This window comes from Microbacterium meiriae, assembly GCF_040686935.1.
Classification (GTDB): domain Bacteria; phylum Actinomycetota; class Actinomycetes; order Actinomycetales; family Microbacteriaceae; genus Microbacterium; species Microbacterium meiriae.
The window spans coordinates 147,896-161,585 of record NZ_JBFBMF010000005.1; the positions used below are offsets into that span (position 1 = coordinate 147,896).

The following is a 13,690-nucleotide window of genomic DNA, read 5'->3' on the forward strand; positions in this document are numbered from 1 at the left end:
AGCAGCGGCCTCCCGAACGATCAGGAGAATCATGAAGTTCGCGCGGCTCGGCACCCCGGGGGCGGAGATCCCCGTCCTCCTGGAGGGTGACCGCTACCTCGACCTCCGCCCGGTGACATCCGATGTCAACGGCGACTTCCTTGCGGGAGACTTCGTCGCCCGCGTCGCCGCCGCCCGCGACGCCGGGGAGCTCCCCGAGCTGCCGGACGCCGCGACGATGCGCATCGGCGCCCCGATCGCCCGCCCGAGCGCGGTGATCTGCATCGGGATGAACTACGCCGCGCACGCCGCGGAGTCGGGGTCGGAGCCGCCGACCATCCCCATCATCTTCCTCAAGACGCCCAACACGGTCGTCGGCCCCAACGACGCCGTGACGATCCCGCGCGGGAGCGAGAAGACCGACTGGGAGGTCGAGCTCGGCATCGTCATCGGCACCCGCACCGCCTACCTCGACTCCCCGGAGGAGTCGATGGCGCACGTGGCCGGCTTCGTCGCCGCGAACGACGTGTCGGAACGGGACTTCCAGATGGCGGTGTCCGGCGGGCAGTGGTCGAAGGGCAAGATCGCCTTCGGCTTCAATCCCACCGGTCCCTGGCTGGTCACCCCGGACGAGGTGGACCATCAGGCGCTCGGCCTCCGCAGCTTCGTGAACGGCGAGCCGCGGCAGGACTCGAACACGAGCGACATGATCTTCACGGTCGAGCAGATCGTGCACCACCTGTCGCAGTACGTGACGCTCGAACCCGGTGACCTGATCCTCACCGGCACCCCGCAGGGCGTGGCCCTGTCCGGCACGTACCCCTACCTGGCCGCGGGCGACGTGGTGGAGATCGAGATCGACGGCCTCGGCCGCCAGCGCCAGGACTTCGTCGCATGGGAGGCAGAGAAGTGACCCTTCGACAGGCTCAGGGACCCAGCGCCGGCGGCACCGAAGGCCTCGTGGCCATCGTCACCGGAGGAGCCTCCGGCATCGGCGCGGCGATCGCCGACCGTCTGCACGAGGACGGCGTCATCGTCGCGGTCCTCGATCGTGACACCACGCACGCCGACGAGCGGTTCGCCGCGTTCACCGCCGACGTCTCCGACCGCGCGAGCGTGGACGCCGCCGTCGCCGCCGTCGCCGAGCTCTTCGGCCGCATCGACATCGTCGTCAACAACGCCGGCATCGGTGCGCAGGGCGACATCGCGGCGAACGACGACGACGAGTGGGCCCGCGTCCTCTCCATCAACGTCACGGGCATCGCTCGGGTGACCTCGGCGGCATTGCCCTGGCTGCGGAAGTCCCCCGCCGCCGCGGTGTGCAACACGGCCTCGATCGCCTCGACCACCGGACTCCCGCAGCGGGCGCTGTACTCCGCGTCGAAGGGAGCCGTGTCGGCTCTGACCCGCGCGATGGCCGCCGACCACCTGCGCGAGGGCATCCGCGTCAACGCGGTCAACCCCGGCACGGCGGACACCCCCTGGGTCGGACGACTGCTCGACTCCGCGGCCGACCCCGCCGCCGAGCGGGCCGCGTTGGAGGCACGACAGCCCCACGGACGACTCGTGAGCCCCGACGAGGTCGCCGCCGCGGTGGCCTACCTCGTGAGTCCCGCCGCGGGCTCCACCACGGGCACCTTCGTCGAGGTCGACGGGGGGATGGCGCAGCTCCGCCTCCGCCCCGAGTGACTCGCTCTTCTCCGACGGCCCGGTGTCTCCCCGCGAGACCCCGGGCCGTTCTCGTCCCGTCCCCATCCCGTCCCGCCGTTCGGGATCAGAACCGCTCCCCGATCCCGCCCCGCACGCCCCTTTCTGATCCCGCACACGGGTGTCCGCGCGGGCGGGATCAGAATCGCTCCCCGACGCTGCGGCCGCGGACCGTTTCCCATCCCGCACGCCACGAGGCGCCGGAGGGACGAGCGTGAGCGGTACGGCACCCATCCGGCCGGGATCAAAAGCGGGCCTGGACGGGGCTCCGGAGGTGGCATATTGCACTCGCCCCGCGTAAGGGGCGGGGAGGGGGAGCTAGAGGGAGTAGAAGGAGGTGGCGGTGGCGTGGAAGAGGGCGTCGTGATCGATGCCGCGGGACGTGGCCCAGGCCGCCACGGCGTCGGCCCAGCGGCTGCGTGCGGACGGCTGATTCACCGGAGAGCCGTCGGCGGGCGCGCGGGGATCGTCCGGCACCGCGGGGCCGACCGCCGAGACGGGCCAGTCGCTCCCCCACATCAGGCGCTCGGGACCGAAGACGTCGGCCGCGGTGTCGAGGAAGGGTTCGAGCTGCGCGAGGCTCCAGTCCCCTCCGGCCTCCGCGGGCAGTCCGGACACCTTGCAGAACACCCCGGGGTGTCGCGCCAGCTCGGCGAGGTCGCGCTCCCACTCCACAGAGGGCGTGCGCGGAGCAGAAGCCGACCCGACCTCCGGCTTGCCGAGGTGATCGAGCACGATCCGCAGCTCGGGGATCGCGCCGGACAGTCGTGCGACGTCGGGGAGCTGCGCGGCACGTACGCACGCGTCGAAGGTCCACCCGTGCGCCGCGACCTCGCGGGCCCCGGAGATGAAGGCCGACGAGAGCATCATGCCGTCCGGCTCACCCTGCAGCAGATGACGCACGCCGACCACGAGGGGCTCCGCGGTGAGGCTCTCCAGGTGCACCGTGGTGTCGGTGCCGCGATCGAGCCGAGCGCCGGCGACGATGCCGACCACCCCGAGTCGTTCCGCCTGCCCTGCCACCCACCGCACCTCCGCGAGGAAGTCGTCCTCGGCGGTCTCGGCCTGCACGAACACGGCCCGTTCGTCCGTGGCCCGCTCCACCCGCGCATGCTCGAACTCGACGGCACCGAAGCGCCGCGCGAGCGGTCCCTCGAGCCACGTGTACCCGAGGGCCTCCGGGTCCCACAGGTGCAGGTGCGAGTCGAGGATGCGCATGCCCCCATCCTGCCGCAGACATCGGATGTTGTGCGAGGATGAGCGCCATGGCAGTGACGGACGAGGCGATCGAGAAGATCAAGGCGATGATCGTGTCGGGCGAACTGGCCCCCGGCGATCGCCTGCCCCCGGAGAAGGAGCTCTCCGAGCGCCTCGGCCTCTCCCGCAACTCGATGCGCGAAGCGGTCAAGGCACTGGAGGTCATCCGCGTGCTCGACGTCCGTCGTGGTGACGGCACCTATGTCACGAGCCTGGAGCCGCACCTGCTGCTGGAGGCGATCGCGTTCGTCGTGGACATGCACGACGACGACTCGATGCTGGAGATGTTCGCCGTCCGCCGGATGCTCGAATCGCAGGCCACCGGGCTCGCGGCGACCCTGGGCACGGACGAGGCGATCGCGGCCCTGCAGGACGAGGTGGAGGCCGTCGACGCCTCCGTCGGCATCGAGGAGCTCGTCGACCACGACATCCGCTTCCACCGCGAGATCGTGGGCATGGCGGGAAACGCCTACCTCGCGAGCCTCATCGAGCACCTGAGCAGCCAGACGGTCCGGGCCCGGGTGTGGCGGGGGCTCACGGAGGGCGGCGCCGTGGAGCGCACCCTGTCGGAGCACCGCGCTATCGCCGACGCCATCGCCCAGCGCGACTCGGCACTGGCCACCTCCCTCGCCACGGCCCACATCGCGGGTGTCGAGCGGTGGTTGCGGCAGGCCGCCTCGGCCTGACCCGTCAGGCGCCGAGACGCTCCATCGCGGCGTCGAACTCGGCCGCCGAGCTGTCGCTGACCTCGTGGAACAGCACCTGGTCGAGCACGTCGGGCGCGGCGGTGAAGTAGGGGACGCCGGCAGCGCGCAGCCCGGTGATGTCATCGGCCGTCCGCAGCGACGCGGCGAGGACGTTGGAGGCGCTGCCCGCGCACATCTCCTGCATCCGGGCGATGAGGGCGTCGCCGTCCATGCCCGCGTCGCGCATGCGCCCGAGGTAGGGCGCGATGTACTGGGCACCGATCGAAGCGCACGCGAGCGCCTGCGCGACGGAGTAGACCGCCGTGACGAGGACCGTGGCCCCGTCACGGACGAGGGCGGAAGCGGCAGCGAACCCGGCTGCGGTCGCGGGCACCTTCACCGCGACCCGGTCGCCGAGCGCACGGATGCCCTCCGCGTTCCGGAGGAAGGAGGCGGTGTCACCACCCCACGTCTGGAAGAACACCTCCCGAGCGCCCTCCTCGACCCAGCGGGCGTAGAGGTCGGGGATCTCCCCAGCCGTCCGCCCGCCACGCTCGAGGATCGTGGGGTTCGTCGTGACACCGTGCACGACCCCGGCGGAGAGCAGCCGCGCGACACGGTCGGTGTCGGCGCTGTCGACGTACAGGCGGGGCGCGATCGCGGTCATCGGGGTCTCCTCGCGGGCAACCTGTCGTTACAGGTGGGGCTTCGGCTAATGTAATGACAGCTCCCGAACCTTGTCAAAGACCGGGAGTCCCGCGCTGTCGAGGAGGATCAGGAGCGAGATGACACCCGCACACCCCGGCGACCGCTCCGGCGTCGTCATCGTCGGCAGCGTGACGGCCGACGTCACGACCTTCTCCCAGAGGCTCCCGGCCCGCGGCGAGACCATCCTCGGCGACGAGTTCACGCTGATGCTCGGCGGCAAGGGCGCGAACCAGGCCGTCGCGGCGGGACGCTCCGGCGCCCGCACGAGCTTCGTCGGCTGCGTCGGCGACGACCTGTTCCACGACCTCGTGGTGGACGGTCTCACCGCCGCCGGCGTCGACCTCGCGCACCTGCGCACCGTCCCGGGCCCCACCGGCATCGCGCACATCCGCGTCGACGCCTCCGCGCAGAACGACATCGTCATGGTGCCGCTCGCGAACGCCGCCCTGAGCACCGAGCAGATCGACGAGGCCCTCGCAGCGCTCGCCCCCACGACCTCGGTGCTGCTCACCCAGCTCGAGACCCCGTCCGCCCTGACCGCCCACATCACCGCCCGGGGACGCGAGCACGGCATGACCGTGATCCTCGATCCGGCACCGGCGGCGGAGCTGGCAGCGGAGATCTGGCGGAGCATCGACATCGTCACCCCGAACGAGACCGAGGCATCGCTCATCAGCGGAATCCAGGTGACCGACGCCGCCTCCGCCGAACGCGCCGGACACTGGTTCCTGGAGCAGGGTGTGGGCGCCGCGGTCATCACGCTGGCCGGACAGGGGTCGTGCGTCGTCACCGCCGAGGGCGCCACCGTCGTCCCGCCGTTCCCCGTGGAGGCCGTCGACACCACCGCCGCGGGCGACGCCTATGCCGGCTACCTCGGCGCCGCGCTCGCGAGCGGAGCGGCCCTCACCGATGCGGTGCGGCTGGCGACCGCCGCGGGCGCCCTCACCGTCACGAAGCAGGGGGCCTCGCCCAGCCTCCCCCGCCGCGCCGACGTCGAGGCCTTCCTCGCCGCGCGCACCGCGGCCCCCGTCGCGAACTGAACCAGGAGCACACGATGCGCAAGACCTCGACCACGATCAACCCCGCGCTCTCCCGCGTCATCAGCGAGACCGGGCACACCGATCTGATCGTCGTGACCGATGCCGGGCTGCCGATCCCGCCGGGCGCCGAGCGCATCGACCTCGCCTACCGCCCCGGCGCCCCCGCCTTCCTCGACGTGCTCGACACGGTGCTCGCGGAGCTCGTCGTCGAGGGCGCGACGGTATCGGCCGAGGTCGCCGAGAAGAGCCCGGAGGTGCTCGACGCCCTGCGCGAGCGCTTCGCCGATGCGGGGTTCGAGATCGAGCTGGTCCCGCACGTCGAGTTCAAGCGGCGCACGCACGCCGCCCGCGCCTTCGTGCGCTCCGGGGAGTTCACCCCGTACGCGAACGTGATCCTGCACGCGGGGGTGGCGTACTGATGTCCCTCATCGAGGACGCCATCGACCGCCACAGCGCGGCGCCCATGTACGACCAGCTCCGGCAGCTCATCATCGACGGCATCGCCCGCGACGGTCTGCAGCCGGGCGATCCTCTTCCCGGCGAGCACCGGCTGTGCGAGCGCTACGGCATCTCCCGCACGGTCGTTCGGCAGGCGCTGGCGCAGCTCGAGCACGAGGGACTCGTCGAGCGCGTGAAGGGCAAGGGCACGTTCGTCTCCCGCCCGCGCACGAGCGAGAGTCTCGTACACACACTCGTCGGGCTGTACGACGACGTCGAGCGGCGCGGCGGCCATGTGCACAGCGACGTCCTCCGCCACGAGCAGACCGTCGCGGACGAGGAGGTCGCCCTGGCCCTGGAGGTGCCGGTCGGATCGCCGGTGATCGTGCTGGAGCGGCTGCGACACGTGGACGGCGAGCCCTGGTCGCTCTCGACCACGTGGATGCCCGAGGCGGTGGGGGCGGTGACGCTCGGCGCGGATCTCACCGAGGCGTCGCTGTACCGGCTGCTCGCCGACCACGGCATCATCGCCACGCACGGCGTCCGCTCGGCCGAGGCGACGGTCGCCACGCACGAGCAGGCTCAGCACCTCGGTGTGAGCGCCGGCTCCGCCCTCCTCCGTCTGCGCAGCGTCAGCCGCAGTGAGGACGGGGTGCCGATCGAGTACTTCATCGCGTACCACCGCGGCGACCGCTCGCGCTTCGAGTTCCAGCTCCAGCAGGAGCAGTCCCAGGCGTCGTTGATGCACGTGGACGGATCGGGCGGCGCCTCCCCCGCGGGCACGGTGGGCTGACAGCGGCCCCGGTACGCTCGAGGCATGAGCGACTGGACCAGCACCGCGATCGCCCTGCTGGAAGCCGATGCCAACCGCAGCGCCGACACACACCTGCACCTGTTCCCGCTGCCGCCGGAGTGGGGCATCGACCTCTACCTCAAGGACGAGTCGGTGCACCCGACCGGCTCGCTCAAGCACCGCCTCGCGCGCTCCCTCCTCCTCTACGGGCTCGTCAACGGGCGCATCCGTGAGGACACGACCCTCGTGGAGTCCTCGAGCGGATCGACCGCGGTGTCGGAGGCCTACTTCGCCCGCATGCTGGGACTGAAGTTCATCACCGTCGTGCCCCGGTCGACGGTGCAGGAGAAGATCGACCTCATCGAGTTCTACGGCGGAACCTGCCACTTCGTCGACCGTCCGGAGGACATGTCGTCCGAGGCGCAGCGCCTGGCGGCGGACTGCACCGGGCACTACCTCGACCAGTTCACCTTCGCGGAACGCGCGACCGACTGGCGCGGCAACAACAACATCGCCGAGAGCGTGTTCAGCCAGCTCGCCCAGGAGCGGCATCCGATCCCCCGCTGGATCGTCACGGGCGCCGGCACCGGCGGCACCAGCGCCACGTTCGGCCGCTATGTGAGGTACCGCCGCCATGACACCCGGATCGCCGTCGTCGACCCCGAGGGCTCAGCCTTCTACGACGGCTGGGCGGGCACGGTCGACCCGCCGGCGGGACGCCCGAGCCGCATCGAGGGCATCGGGCGGCCGCGGGTGGAGGCCTCGTTCGTGCCGTCCGTGATCGACGAGATGATCCAGGTGCAGGACGCGGGCTCCATCGCCGCGATCCGCCTCCTCCGCGAGCGCACCCTGCACTGGGCGGGCGGCTCCACCGGCACGAACCTCTACGGCGCGTTCCAGCTCATCGCCCGGATGCGTGCCGCCGGCGAGACCGGCAGCGTCGTGACCCTCATCTGCGACAGCGGTGTGCGCTACGCCGGCACGTACTACTCCGACGAGTGGGTGGCGCAGCAGGGGTGGGACCTCGCCCCGCACCGTGCGCGGCTGGAGCGGTTCCTGGAGTCCGGCGTCTGGGCGGAGTGATCCCCGGGTTACGCTGACCCCATGACCACACTCATCCTCACCGTCGCGGGTGCCGATCGTCCTGGCCTCGTGGCCGCCGTCGCCGATGTCGTCGATGCGCATGGCGGCAACTGGGAGAACAGCTCCCTCGCCGAGCTCGCCGGCACGTTCGCGGGTGTCATCGAGGTGTCCGTGCCGACGGAGCGCACGGGGGAGCTCGAGACCGCGCTCCGGGCGATCCAGGGCCAGGGGCTGCTCACGCTGTCGGTGCTCACCGGCACGCCGGGGCCGTCGGAGGACGAGGAGCAGCTGATCGTGATGCAGGTGCTCGGCAACGACCGCCCCGGCATCGTGCGCGAGGTGTCGGCGGTGCTGAACGCCCACGCCCTGAGCATCGAGGAGCTCACGACCGAGACCCGGGAGGCCGCGATGGCCGGCGGGCGACTGTTCGAGGCCTCGGTGATCGCGAAGGTCCCGCCGACGGTCGACCTCGACGCCCTGCGCGCCGACCTCGAGCGCCTCGCGTCCGAGATCCAGGTCGACATCAACCTCGGCTGACCCCGTTCGCCGACCCACCCCCTTCAGTGCCGCCCACCCCCTTCCGGACGTCCGAATAGGGCCGGGGCGCACGAAAGAGGGTGGCTCGGCCGGGAAACCAGGAGTCAGAGGCCGGAGTACCGCCGCACCCAGTACTCGGTGTAGGCGACGTGCGCGGACGCGGCGGCGGAGGCTGCCACCGGATCCGCGGCGGCGAGGCCGCGGAGGATCGCACGGTGGCCGGCGTCGGAGTGGATCTTGAGCTCCGCGGCATCCTCCGGGTCGGAGATCCGGTAGGCCCGGGAACGGGAGCGCAGCACGTCGATCAGGCTGGTCAGGGCCTCGTTACCCGCGACCGAGGAGATCGCCATGTGGAACTCGTGGTCGAGGCGGGACTGCGCCTCGAAGTCCGTCGTCGACTCGATCTCCGTGAGCACCTCGTCGAGCGCGGCTACCGTGTCCTCGTCGATGCGGGCCGCGGCGAGCGCCGCCGCATGGGGCTCGAGCACCCGTCGGAGCTCCGTCAGCTCCAGCACCCCGGCCATCGGCAGCAGTCCGACCGTGAGGGACAGGCTGCCGATGAGGTCGGCCGCGCGGAGCTCGCTGACGTAGCTCCCGGAGCCGTGCCGCGTCTCCAGCACGCCGAGCGCGGCGAGGGTGCGGATGGCTTCGCGGAGCGATCCCCGTGAGACGCCGAGCCGTTCGCACAGCTCTCCCTCGCTCGGCAGCCGGTCGCCGGGGCGCAGAGCGCCGTCGGCGATGAGAGCCCGCAGCCCGTGCAGCGCCGTGTCGAGTGCGCTCATCGTCATCCTCTCTGCCACTCCCCCACCCCTCGTGAAGTCTGTCGGACACACCGGCGGCCGCAAACTCGTATGACAACTATGTTTCATCTTCGCGCTTTCGTAGCCAAAACCGAAGGCGTGTGGCAAAGTTGTGCAACAACTCGCCCCCACTCACCGATGAGGTCCGATGCCCGCTCCGCAGTTCCCCGCTCCGCTCACGCTGAACTCCGGCCTGCGGGCGCGCGACGCCTGGCCTCTCGACCCGACCGTGATCCACCTCAACCACGGGTCCTTCGGGGCGGTGCCGTCGGTGGTGGTCGCCCACCAGGACGCCCTGCGCCGCCGCGCCGACCTGAGCCCCGTCGAGTGGTTCCCGCGCATCGCGGAGCGCGTGCAGGAGGCGAGGCAGCGGACGGCTCCGTTCGTCGGCGCCCGCGCGGAGGACAGCGTGTTCGTGCCCAACGCCTCCGCCGCGGCCACCGTCGTCTACAACGCCCTCCAGCTCGAGATCGGCGACGAGATCCTCGTCACCGACCAGGGCTACGGGGCCATCACCATGGGAGCCGAGCGCCTCGCCCGCCGCTTCGGCGCCTCCGTCCGCACGGTCGCCCTGCCCCTGCTCGCCGACGACGACGAGATCGTGCAGCTCTTCGCCGACGCCCTCACCCCGCGCACGCGGCTGCTCGTCGTCGACCAGATCACCTCGCCCACAGCCCGCCTGCTGCCCACCCGCCGCATCGCCGACCTCGCGGCCGAGCGCGGCGTGCGCACCCTCGTCGACGGCGCCCACGCCCCCGGCCTCATCCCGGACGCGGCGGCCGTCGCCGGCGGCGACTGGTGGTTCGGCAACCTGCACAAGTGGCCCTGCGCCCCGCGCGGCTCCGCCCTCCTGGTCACCACCGCCCCCGACCGCGACGAGCTCTGGCCGCTGATCGACTCCTGGGCCGCGCGCGAGCCGTACCCCGAGCGCTTCGACACGCAAGGCACGATCGACGCCACGACGTACCTCGCCACCCCCACCGCGATCGAGTTCATCGAGGCCGAGTTCGGATGGGCGGCCGCCCGCGAAGCCATGGCAGCGCGCGCCGACGCGGGGGCCGAGCTCATCGCCGAGGCCCTGCGCCCGTTCGGCGACGAGGACCCACTGACCCCGCTCCCCTCCCCGGTGCCGTCCATGCGCCTCATCCGGCTGCCGCTCGGCCTCGGCGCCACCCGCGAGGAGGCCGACGCGCTGCGCATGGACCTCCTCGACGAGGTCGGCGTGGAGACCGCGTTCACGAGCTTCCGCGGCGTCGGCTACTTCCGCCTCTCCGCGCACCTGTACACCGAGGCCGCCGACGTCGAGGCGTTCGTCGAGCGCTGCGTCCCGGCGATCCTGCGCCGCGCCGGCATCCGCCCCGCGGACGCCCTCATCCTCCCCTGACCCGCATCACCTCCCGCACGACCCACCCGAACACCCACCCACCCCCACCGAGAGGCACATCGTGAAGAACAAGATCTTGACGACCGCAGCCGGAGTCGGCACCGTCGCCGTCCTCGCACTCACCGGATGCTCCGGAGGCTCCGGCTCGTCCGGCGGCGACGGCAGCGTCACGCTCCAGATGGTCGAGAGCCTGACGAACCCGGCACGCACCGAGCTCCTCCGCGGACTGCTCGACGAGTTCGAGAAGGACAACCCCGACATCACCGTCACCCTGGTCTCCCCGCCCACCGAGCAGGCCGACCAGAAGATCCAGCAGATGCTGCAGTCCGGCAAGGGCGTCGACGTGCTCGAGGTGCGCGACATCACCGTCGGGCCGTTCGCGAACAACGGCTGGCTGTACGACCTGGGCGACGATCTGAAGGAGTGGGACGGCTGGGACGCCCTGACCAAGAACGCGCAGTCGGCATCGGTCGCGGAGGACGGCAAGAGCTACTTCGTCCCCTACGGCTTCTACGGCCTGTCGCTCTTCTACCGCACGGACCTCGTCGAGCAGGCCGGCTTCGACGGCCCGCCGCACAGCTGGAAGGACCTGCTGGAGCAGGCGTCCGCCATCCAGGACCCGTCGAACAACATCTACGGCTACGCCTTCCGCGGCGGCCAGAACGCCAACAGCAACGTCGTCGCGGCGATCGAGGCCTACACGATCGACGGCCTCGACACGGAGGACGCGTTCCTCATGGAGGACGGCTCGACGATCTTCGCCGCGCCCGAGGCCCAGGAGGCGGTCGACGACTACTTCGACCTCTTCAAGGAGGCCTCGCCGCCGTCCGCCGTCTCGTGGGGCTACCCCGAGATGGTCGCCGGGTTCACCAACGGCACCACCGCGTTCCTGCTGCAGGACCCCGAGGTCATCGCGACGGTGCAGGACTCCTCGCTGACCGAAGACCAGTGGGACACCGCCCCGCTGCTCGTCGGCCCGTCCGGCAAGGCCGCGCAGCCCCTCGCCGTCGCCGGCTGGGGCGTCGCGGAGAACAGCGAGCATAAGGAGGCGGCGGTCAAGCTCGTCGAGTTCCTGTCGTCGGCCGAGCCCGCCACCGAGTTCGCGCAGGCGAACAGCCTCGTCCCGATCATCGCGGCCGCCGCGGACGACGAGTTCTATTCGACCGGCCCCTGGACGAGCTACGTCACCATGACCGAGGACCCGGAGACCTACGTCAACGTGCGTCAGCCGCGCGGGGTGAGCTGGTGGACCGAGTGGATCCAGAAGTCCGACCAGGACGTGCAGAGCGTGCTGCTCGGCAACATGTCCACGAAGGACCTCCTCGCCTCGTGGGACGCGTTCTGGACCGAGAAGTACGCCGCGGAGAAGGGTTGATCCGTGGCCCGCACCATCCGTGAAGGGGGCTCCGTCGGCACCGCCGGCGGGGCCTCCCCGGCATCGCGTCGTCGCCCCTTCCGGGGTCGCACTGCGCTCACCCTGCTGGCGTTCCTCGCGCCGGCGATCGTCTTCGTCTGCTGGTTCACGTACTGGCCGATGCTGCAGGGCGCCCGCATGGCGTTCCACGACTGGAACCTGTGGGACCTCACGTCGACCCCGTTCGTCGGCATCGACAACTTCCTCGCCGTCTTCCGGGACCCGGCGTTCCCGACCGTGGCGTGGAACTCCGTGCTCTGGGTGGTCGGCTCGCTCGTGCCGCAGCTCGTGATCGGCTTCCTCATCGCTCTCGCCCTGCGCAAGCGATTCCGCTTCCGCGGGCTCTACCAGGCGCTGGTGTTCTTCCCGTGGGCGGTGTCCGGCTTCCTGATCGGCATGCTGTTCCGCTGGATGTTCAACGCCGAGTTCGGCGTCGTCAACGACCTTCTCATGAAGGCGGGTCTGATCGACGCGCCCCTGCCGTGGCTGGCCGACCCGAAGCTCGCGATGTTCGCCGTGATCGTCGCGAACATCTGGTACGGCGTGACCTTCTTCGCGATCATGATCCTCGCGGCCCTGCAGTCGGTGCCGGACGAGATGCTGGAGGCGGCGAGCCTGGACGGCGCCGGCAAGGTGCGGCAGCTGTTCTCGATCATCATCCCGTACATCTCGATGACGCTGCTGCTGACGATCCTGCTGCGCGTGATCTGGATCTTCAACTTCCCCGACATCATCTACGCGATGACGAACGGCGGCCCGGCCAACCAGACCCACATCATCACGACGTGGATGATCAACTACACGCAGCAGGGCAACTACGGCATCGCGAGCGCCATCGGGCTCATCGTCGTGGCCTTCCTCATGGTGTTCTGCGCGTTCTACCTGATGGCGATGCGGAGAGTGCAGCGATGACCATCACCTCATCCGTCCGGACCGGGTCCTCGGTCACCGAGACGCGCCGCATCACGGTGCCCGACCCGAAGGCCGCCCCGCGCCCGAAGCCCCGGGTGACGGTGGGCGGCGTGGTGCGTGTCGTCGGCCTGGGGCTGTGGCTGCTCATCACGCTGTTCCCGCTGTACTGGATCACGCTCACCGCGTTCAAGTCGCCTGGCACGATCAACCGCTTCCCGATCGAGTACTGGCCGAGCGAGCCCTCGCTGGACAACTTCACGAGCTTGTTCGAGAAGAGCTCGTTCGGGACGTTTCTGGCCAACTCCGCCATCGTGGCGGTGTCGGCCGGGGCGGTGGCGACGCTCATCGCGCTGCTCAGCGCCTACGTGCTGGCGCGGTTCGAGTTCCGCGGCAAGGGGGCGGTGCTCATCGCGTTCCTGCTGACGCAGATGATCCCGGCCTTCATCGCGCTCGGGCCGCTGTACTCGATGATGACCGACCTCGGCCTGGTCGACACCAAGCCGGGCCTCATCCTCGTCTACATCGCGATCTGCATCCCGTTCTCCACGGTCATGCTGCGGGGCTTCTTCGAGAACGTCCCCGACGCGCTGGAGGAGGCGGCGATGATCGACGGCTGCTCGCGCCTTGGTGCACTGTTCCGAGTGCTCGTGCCGGTGATGACGCCTGGCATCATCGCGGCGTTCATCTTCAACTTCGTGAACTGCTGGAACGAGCTGTTCCTGTCGGTCGTGCTGATGAACACCGACGCGAACCGCACAGTGCCATCGGCGCTGAACGGCTTCATCTCCACGTTCAACATCGACTGGGGCTCCATGAGCGCCGCGGCCGTGCTGACGATCCTCCCGACGATGGTGATGTTCGCCCTCGCCAGCCGCTGGATCGTCCAGGGCCTCACGGCCGGGGCCGTCAAGGAGTAACCCGCCCGAATCGCGCAAATGGTCCCATTCCGCGA

The 13,690-nt window shown here is 70.6% G+C and carries 15 protein-coding genes; 12 read left to right on the plus strand and 3 right to left on the minus strand.

Annotated features, from left to right (window positions below):
- Positions 1–31: 31 nt before the first annotated feature.
- Positions 32–892 carry a fumarylacetoacetate hydrolase family protein gene (locus tag AB0P08_RS16125; protein ID WP_363590528.1) on the plus strand — a complete coding sequence of 287 codons (861 nt, stop codon included), beginning with the start codon at positions 32–34 and terminating at the stop codon, positions 890–892.
- The gene (locus tag AB0P08_RS16130) at positions 874–1,668 is read left to right on the plus strand and encodes an SDR family NAD(P)-dependent oxidoreductase (RefSeq protein ID WP_363590529.1); all 795 of its coding nucleotides are present in this window, start codon (positions 874–876) and stop codon (positions 1,666–1,668) included. Before AB0P08_RS16125 ends, AB0P08_RS16130 begins: the two co-directional genes overlap by 19 nt.
- A gap of 336 nt (positions 1,669–2,004) precedes the next feature.
- Here the strand turns inward: AB0P08_RS16130 and AB0P08_RS16135 are convergent, their stop codons facing one another.
- Entirely contained in the window at positions 2,005–2,904 is a 900-nt protein-coding gene (locus AB0P08_RS16135) for an amidohydrolase family protein (protein ID WP_363590530.1), read from the minus strand.
- A gap of 47 nt (positions 2,905–2,951) precedes the next feature.
- On the opposite strand from AB0P08_RS16135, the gene AB0P08_RS16140 reads away from it, so the two are divergent.
- A complete protein-coding gene (locus tag AB0P08_RS16140) occupies positions 2,952–3,629 on the plus strand; it encodes a FadR/GntR family transcriptional regulator (RefSeq protein WP_187662527.1) in 678 nt (225 codons plus the stop codon).
- 4 nt (positions 3,630–3,633) lie between these two features.
- On the opposite strand, the gene AB0P08_RS16145 is transcribed toward AB0P08_RS16140, so the two are convergent.
- Positions 3,634–4,296: a transaldolase family protein gene (locus AB0P08_RS16145; protein ID WP_268777033.1), complete on the minus strand. Its 663-nt coding sequence runs from the start codon at positions 4,294–4,296 to the stop codon at positions 3,634–3,636.
- Between the two features lie 118 nt (positions 4,297–4,414).
- Here AB0P08_RS16145 and AB0P08_RS16150 point away from each other — a divergent pair, with 118 nt between their 5' ends.
- The 5 genes from AB0P08_RS16150 to AB0P08_RS16170 are packed head-to-tail and all read left to right on the plus strand — an operon-like array spanning position 4,415 to position 8,228.
- Positions 4,415–5,377, plus strand: a complete 963-nt coding sequence (locus AB0P08_RS16150; RefSeq protein WP_363590531.1) for a ribokinase — start codon at positions 4,415–4,417, stop codon at positions 5,375–5,377.
- Positions 5,378–5,391: 14 nt separating this feature from the next.
- Positions 5,392–5,796: a D-ribose pyranase gene (rbsD, locus tag AB0P08_RS16155; RefSeq protein ID WP_187662530.1), complete on the plus strand. Its 405-nt coding sequence runs from the start codon at positions 5,392–5,394 to the stop codon at positions 5,794–5,796.
- Positions 5,796–6,608 (plus strand): GntR family transcriptional regulator, encoded by an 813-nt coding sequence (locus AB0P08_RS16160; protein ID WP_363590532.1) that lies wholly within the window; start codon positions 5,796–5,798, stop codon positions 6,606–6,608. Before rbsD ends, AB0P08_RS16160 begins: the two co-directional genes overlap by 1 nt.
- 24 nt (positions 6,609–6,632) lie before the next feature.
- On the plus strand, positions 6,633–7,691 hold the full coding sequence (locus AB0P08_RS16165) for a PLP-dependent cysteine synthase family protein (protein ID WP_363590533.1): 1,059 nt from the start codon (positions 6,633–6,635) through the stop codon (positions 7,689–7,691).
- Between the two features lie 21 nt (positions 7,692–7,712).
- The gene (locus tag AB0P08_RS16170) at positions 7,713–8,228 is read left to right on the plus strand and encodes a glycine cleavage system transcriptional repressor (RefSeq protein ID WP_363590534.1); all 516 of its coding nucleotides are present in this window, start codon (positions 7,713–7,715) and stop codon (positions 8,226–8,228) included.
- Between the two features lie 104 nt (positions 8,229–8,332).
- Here AB0P08_RS16170 and AB0P08_RS16175 read toward each other — a convergent pair whose 3' ends face one another.
- On the minus strand, positions 8,333–9,010 hold the full coding sequence (locus AB0P08_RS16175) for a FadR/GntR family transcriptional regulator (RefSeq protein ID WP_085605550.1): 678 nt from the start codon (positions 9,008–9,010) through the stop codon (positions 8,333–8,335).
- A 166-nt stretch (positions 9,011–9,176) separates the two neighbouring features.
- On the opposite strand from AB0P08_RS16175, the gene AB0P08_RS16180 reads away from it, so the two are divergent.
- From AB0P08_RS16180 to AB0P08_RS16195, 4 genes are all read left to right on the plus strand, one after another.
- On the plus strand, positions 9,177–10,412 hold the full coding sequence (locus tag AB0P08_RS16180; protein ID WP_363590535.1) for an aminotransferase class V-fold PLP-dependent enzyme: 1,236 nt from the start codon (positions 9,177–9,179) through the stop codon (positions 10,410–10,412).
- 61 nt (positions 10,413–10,473) lie between these two features.
- Complete coding sequence (locus AB0P08_RS16185) at positions 10,474–11,787, plus strand: ABC transporter substrate-binding protein (RefSeq protein ID WP_363590536.1); 1,314 nt, start codon at positions 10,474–10,476, stop codon at positions 11,785–11,787.
- 3 nt (positions 11,788–11,790) lie between these two features.
- Positions 11,791–12,738 (plus strand): carbohydrate ABC transporter permease, encoded by a 948-nt coding sequence (locus tag AB0P08_RS16190; RefSeq protein ID WP_187662536.1) that lies wholly within the window; start codon positions 11,791–11,793, stop codon positions 12,736–12,738.
- Positions 12,735–13,655 carry a carbohydrate ABC transporter permease gene (locus AB0P08_RS16195; RefSeq protein ID WP_197971853.1) on the plus strand — a complete coding sequence of 307 codons (921 nt, stop codon included), beginning with the start codon at positions 12,735–12,737 and terminating at the stop codon, positions 13,653–13,655. The genes AB0P08_RS16190 and AB0P08_RS16195 overlap by 4 nt, the downstream gene beginning before the upstream one ends.
- The last annotated feature ends 35 nt before the right edge of the window (positions 13,656–13,690 follow it).

Excerpts from the sequence above, each read along its gene's own strand:
- AB0P08_RS16125 (WP_363590528.1), top strand. The coding sequence starts at position 32 with ATGAAGTTCGCGCGGCTCGGCACCCCGGGGGCGGAGATCCCCGTCCTC.
- AB0P08_RS16130 (WP_363590529.1), top strand. The coding sequence starts at position 874 with ATGGGAGGCAGAGAAGTGACCCTTCGACAGGCTCAGGGACCCAGCGCC.
- AB0P08_RS16135 (WP_363590530.1), bottom strand. The coding sequence starts at position 2,904 with ATGCGCATCCTCGACTCGCACCTGCACCTGTGGGACCCGGAGGCCCTC.
- AB0P08_RS16140 (WP_187662527.1), top strand. The coding sequence starts at position 2,952 with ATGGCAGTGACGGACGAGGCGATCGAGAAGATCAAGGCGATGATCGTG.
- AB0P08_RS16145 (WP_268777033.1), bottom strand. The coding sequence starts at position 4,296 with ATGACCGCGATCGCGCCCCGCCTGTACGTCGACAGCGCCGACACCGAC.
- AB0P08_RS16150 (WP_363590531.1), top strand. The coding sequence starts at position 4,415 with ATGACACCCGCACACCCCGGCGACCGCTCCGGCGTCGTCATCGTCGGC.
- rbsD (WP_187662530.1), top strand. The coding sequence starts at position 5,392 with ATGCGCAAGACCTCGACCACGATCAACCCCGCGCTCTCCCGCGTCATC.
- AB0P08_RS16160 (WP_363590532.1), top strand. The coding sequence starts at position 5,796 with ATGTCCCTCATCGAGGACGCCATCGACCGCCACAGCGCGGCGCCCATG.
- AB0P08_RS16165 (WP_363590533.1), top strand. The coding sequence starts at position 6,633 with ATGAGCGACTGGACCAGCACCGCGATCGCCCTGCTGGAAGCCGATGCC.
- AB0P08_RS16170 (WP_363590534.1), top strand. The coding sequence starts at position 7,713 with ATGACCACACTCATCCTCACCGTCGCGGGTGCCGATCGTCCTGGCCTC.
- AB0P08_RS16175 (WP_085605550.1), bottom strand. The coding sequence starts at position 9,010 with ATGAGCGCACTCGACACGGCGCTGCACGGGCTGCGGGCTCTCATCGCC.
- AB0P08_RS16180 (WP_363590535.1), top strand. The coding sequence starts at position 9,177 with ATGCCCGCTCCGCAGTTCCCCGCTCCGCTCACGCTGAACTCCGGCCTG.
- AB0P08_RS16195 (WP_197971853.1), top strand. The coding sequence starts at position 12,735 with ATGACCATCACCTCATCCGTCCGGACCGGGTCCTCGGTCACCGAGACG.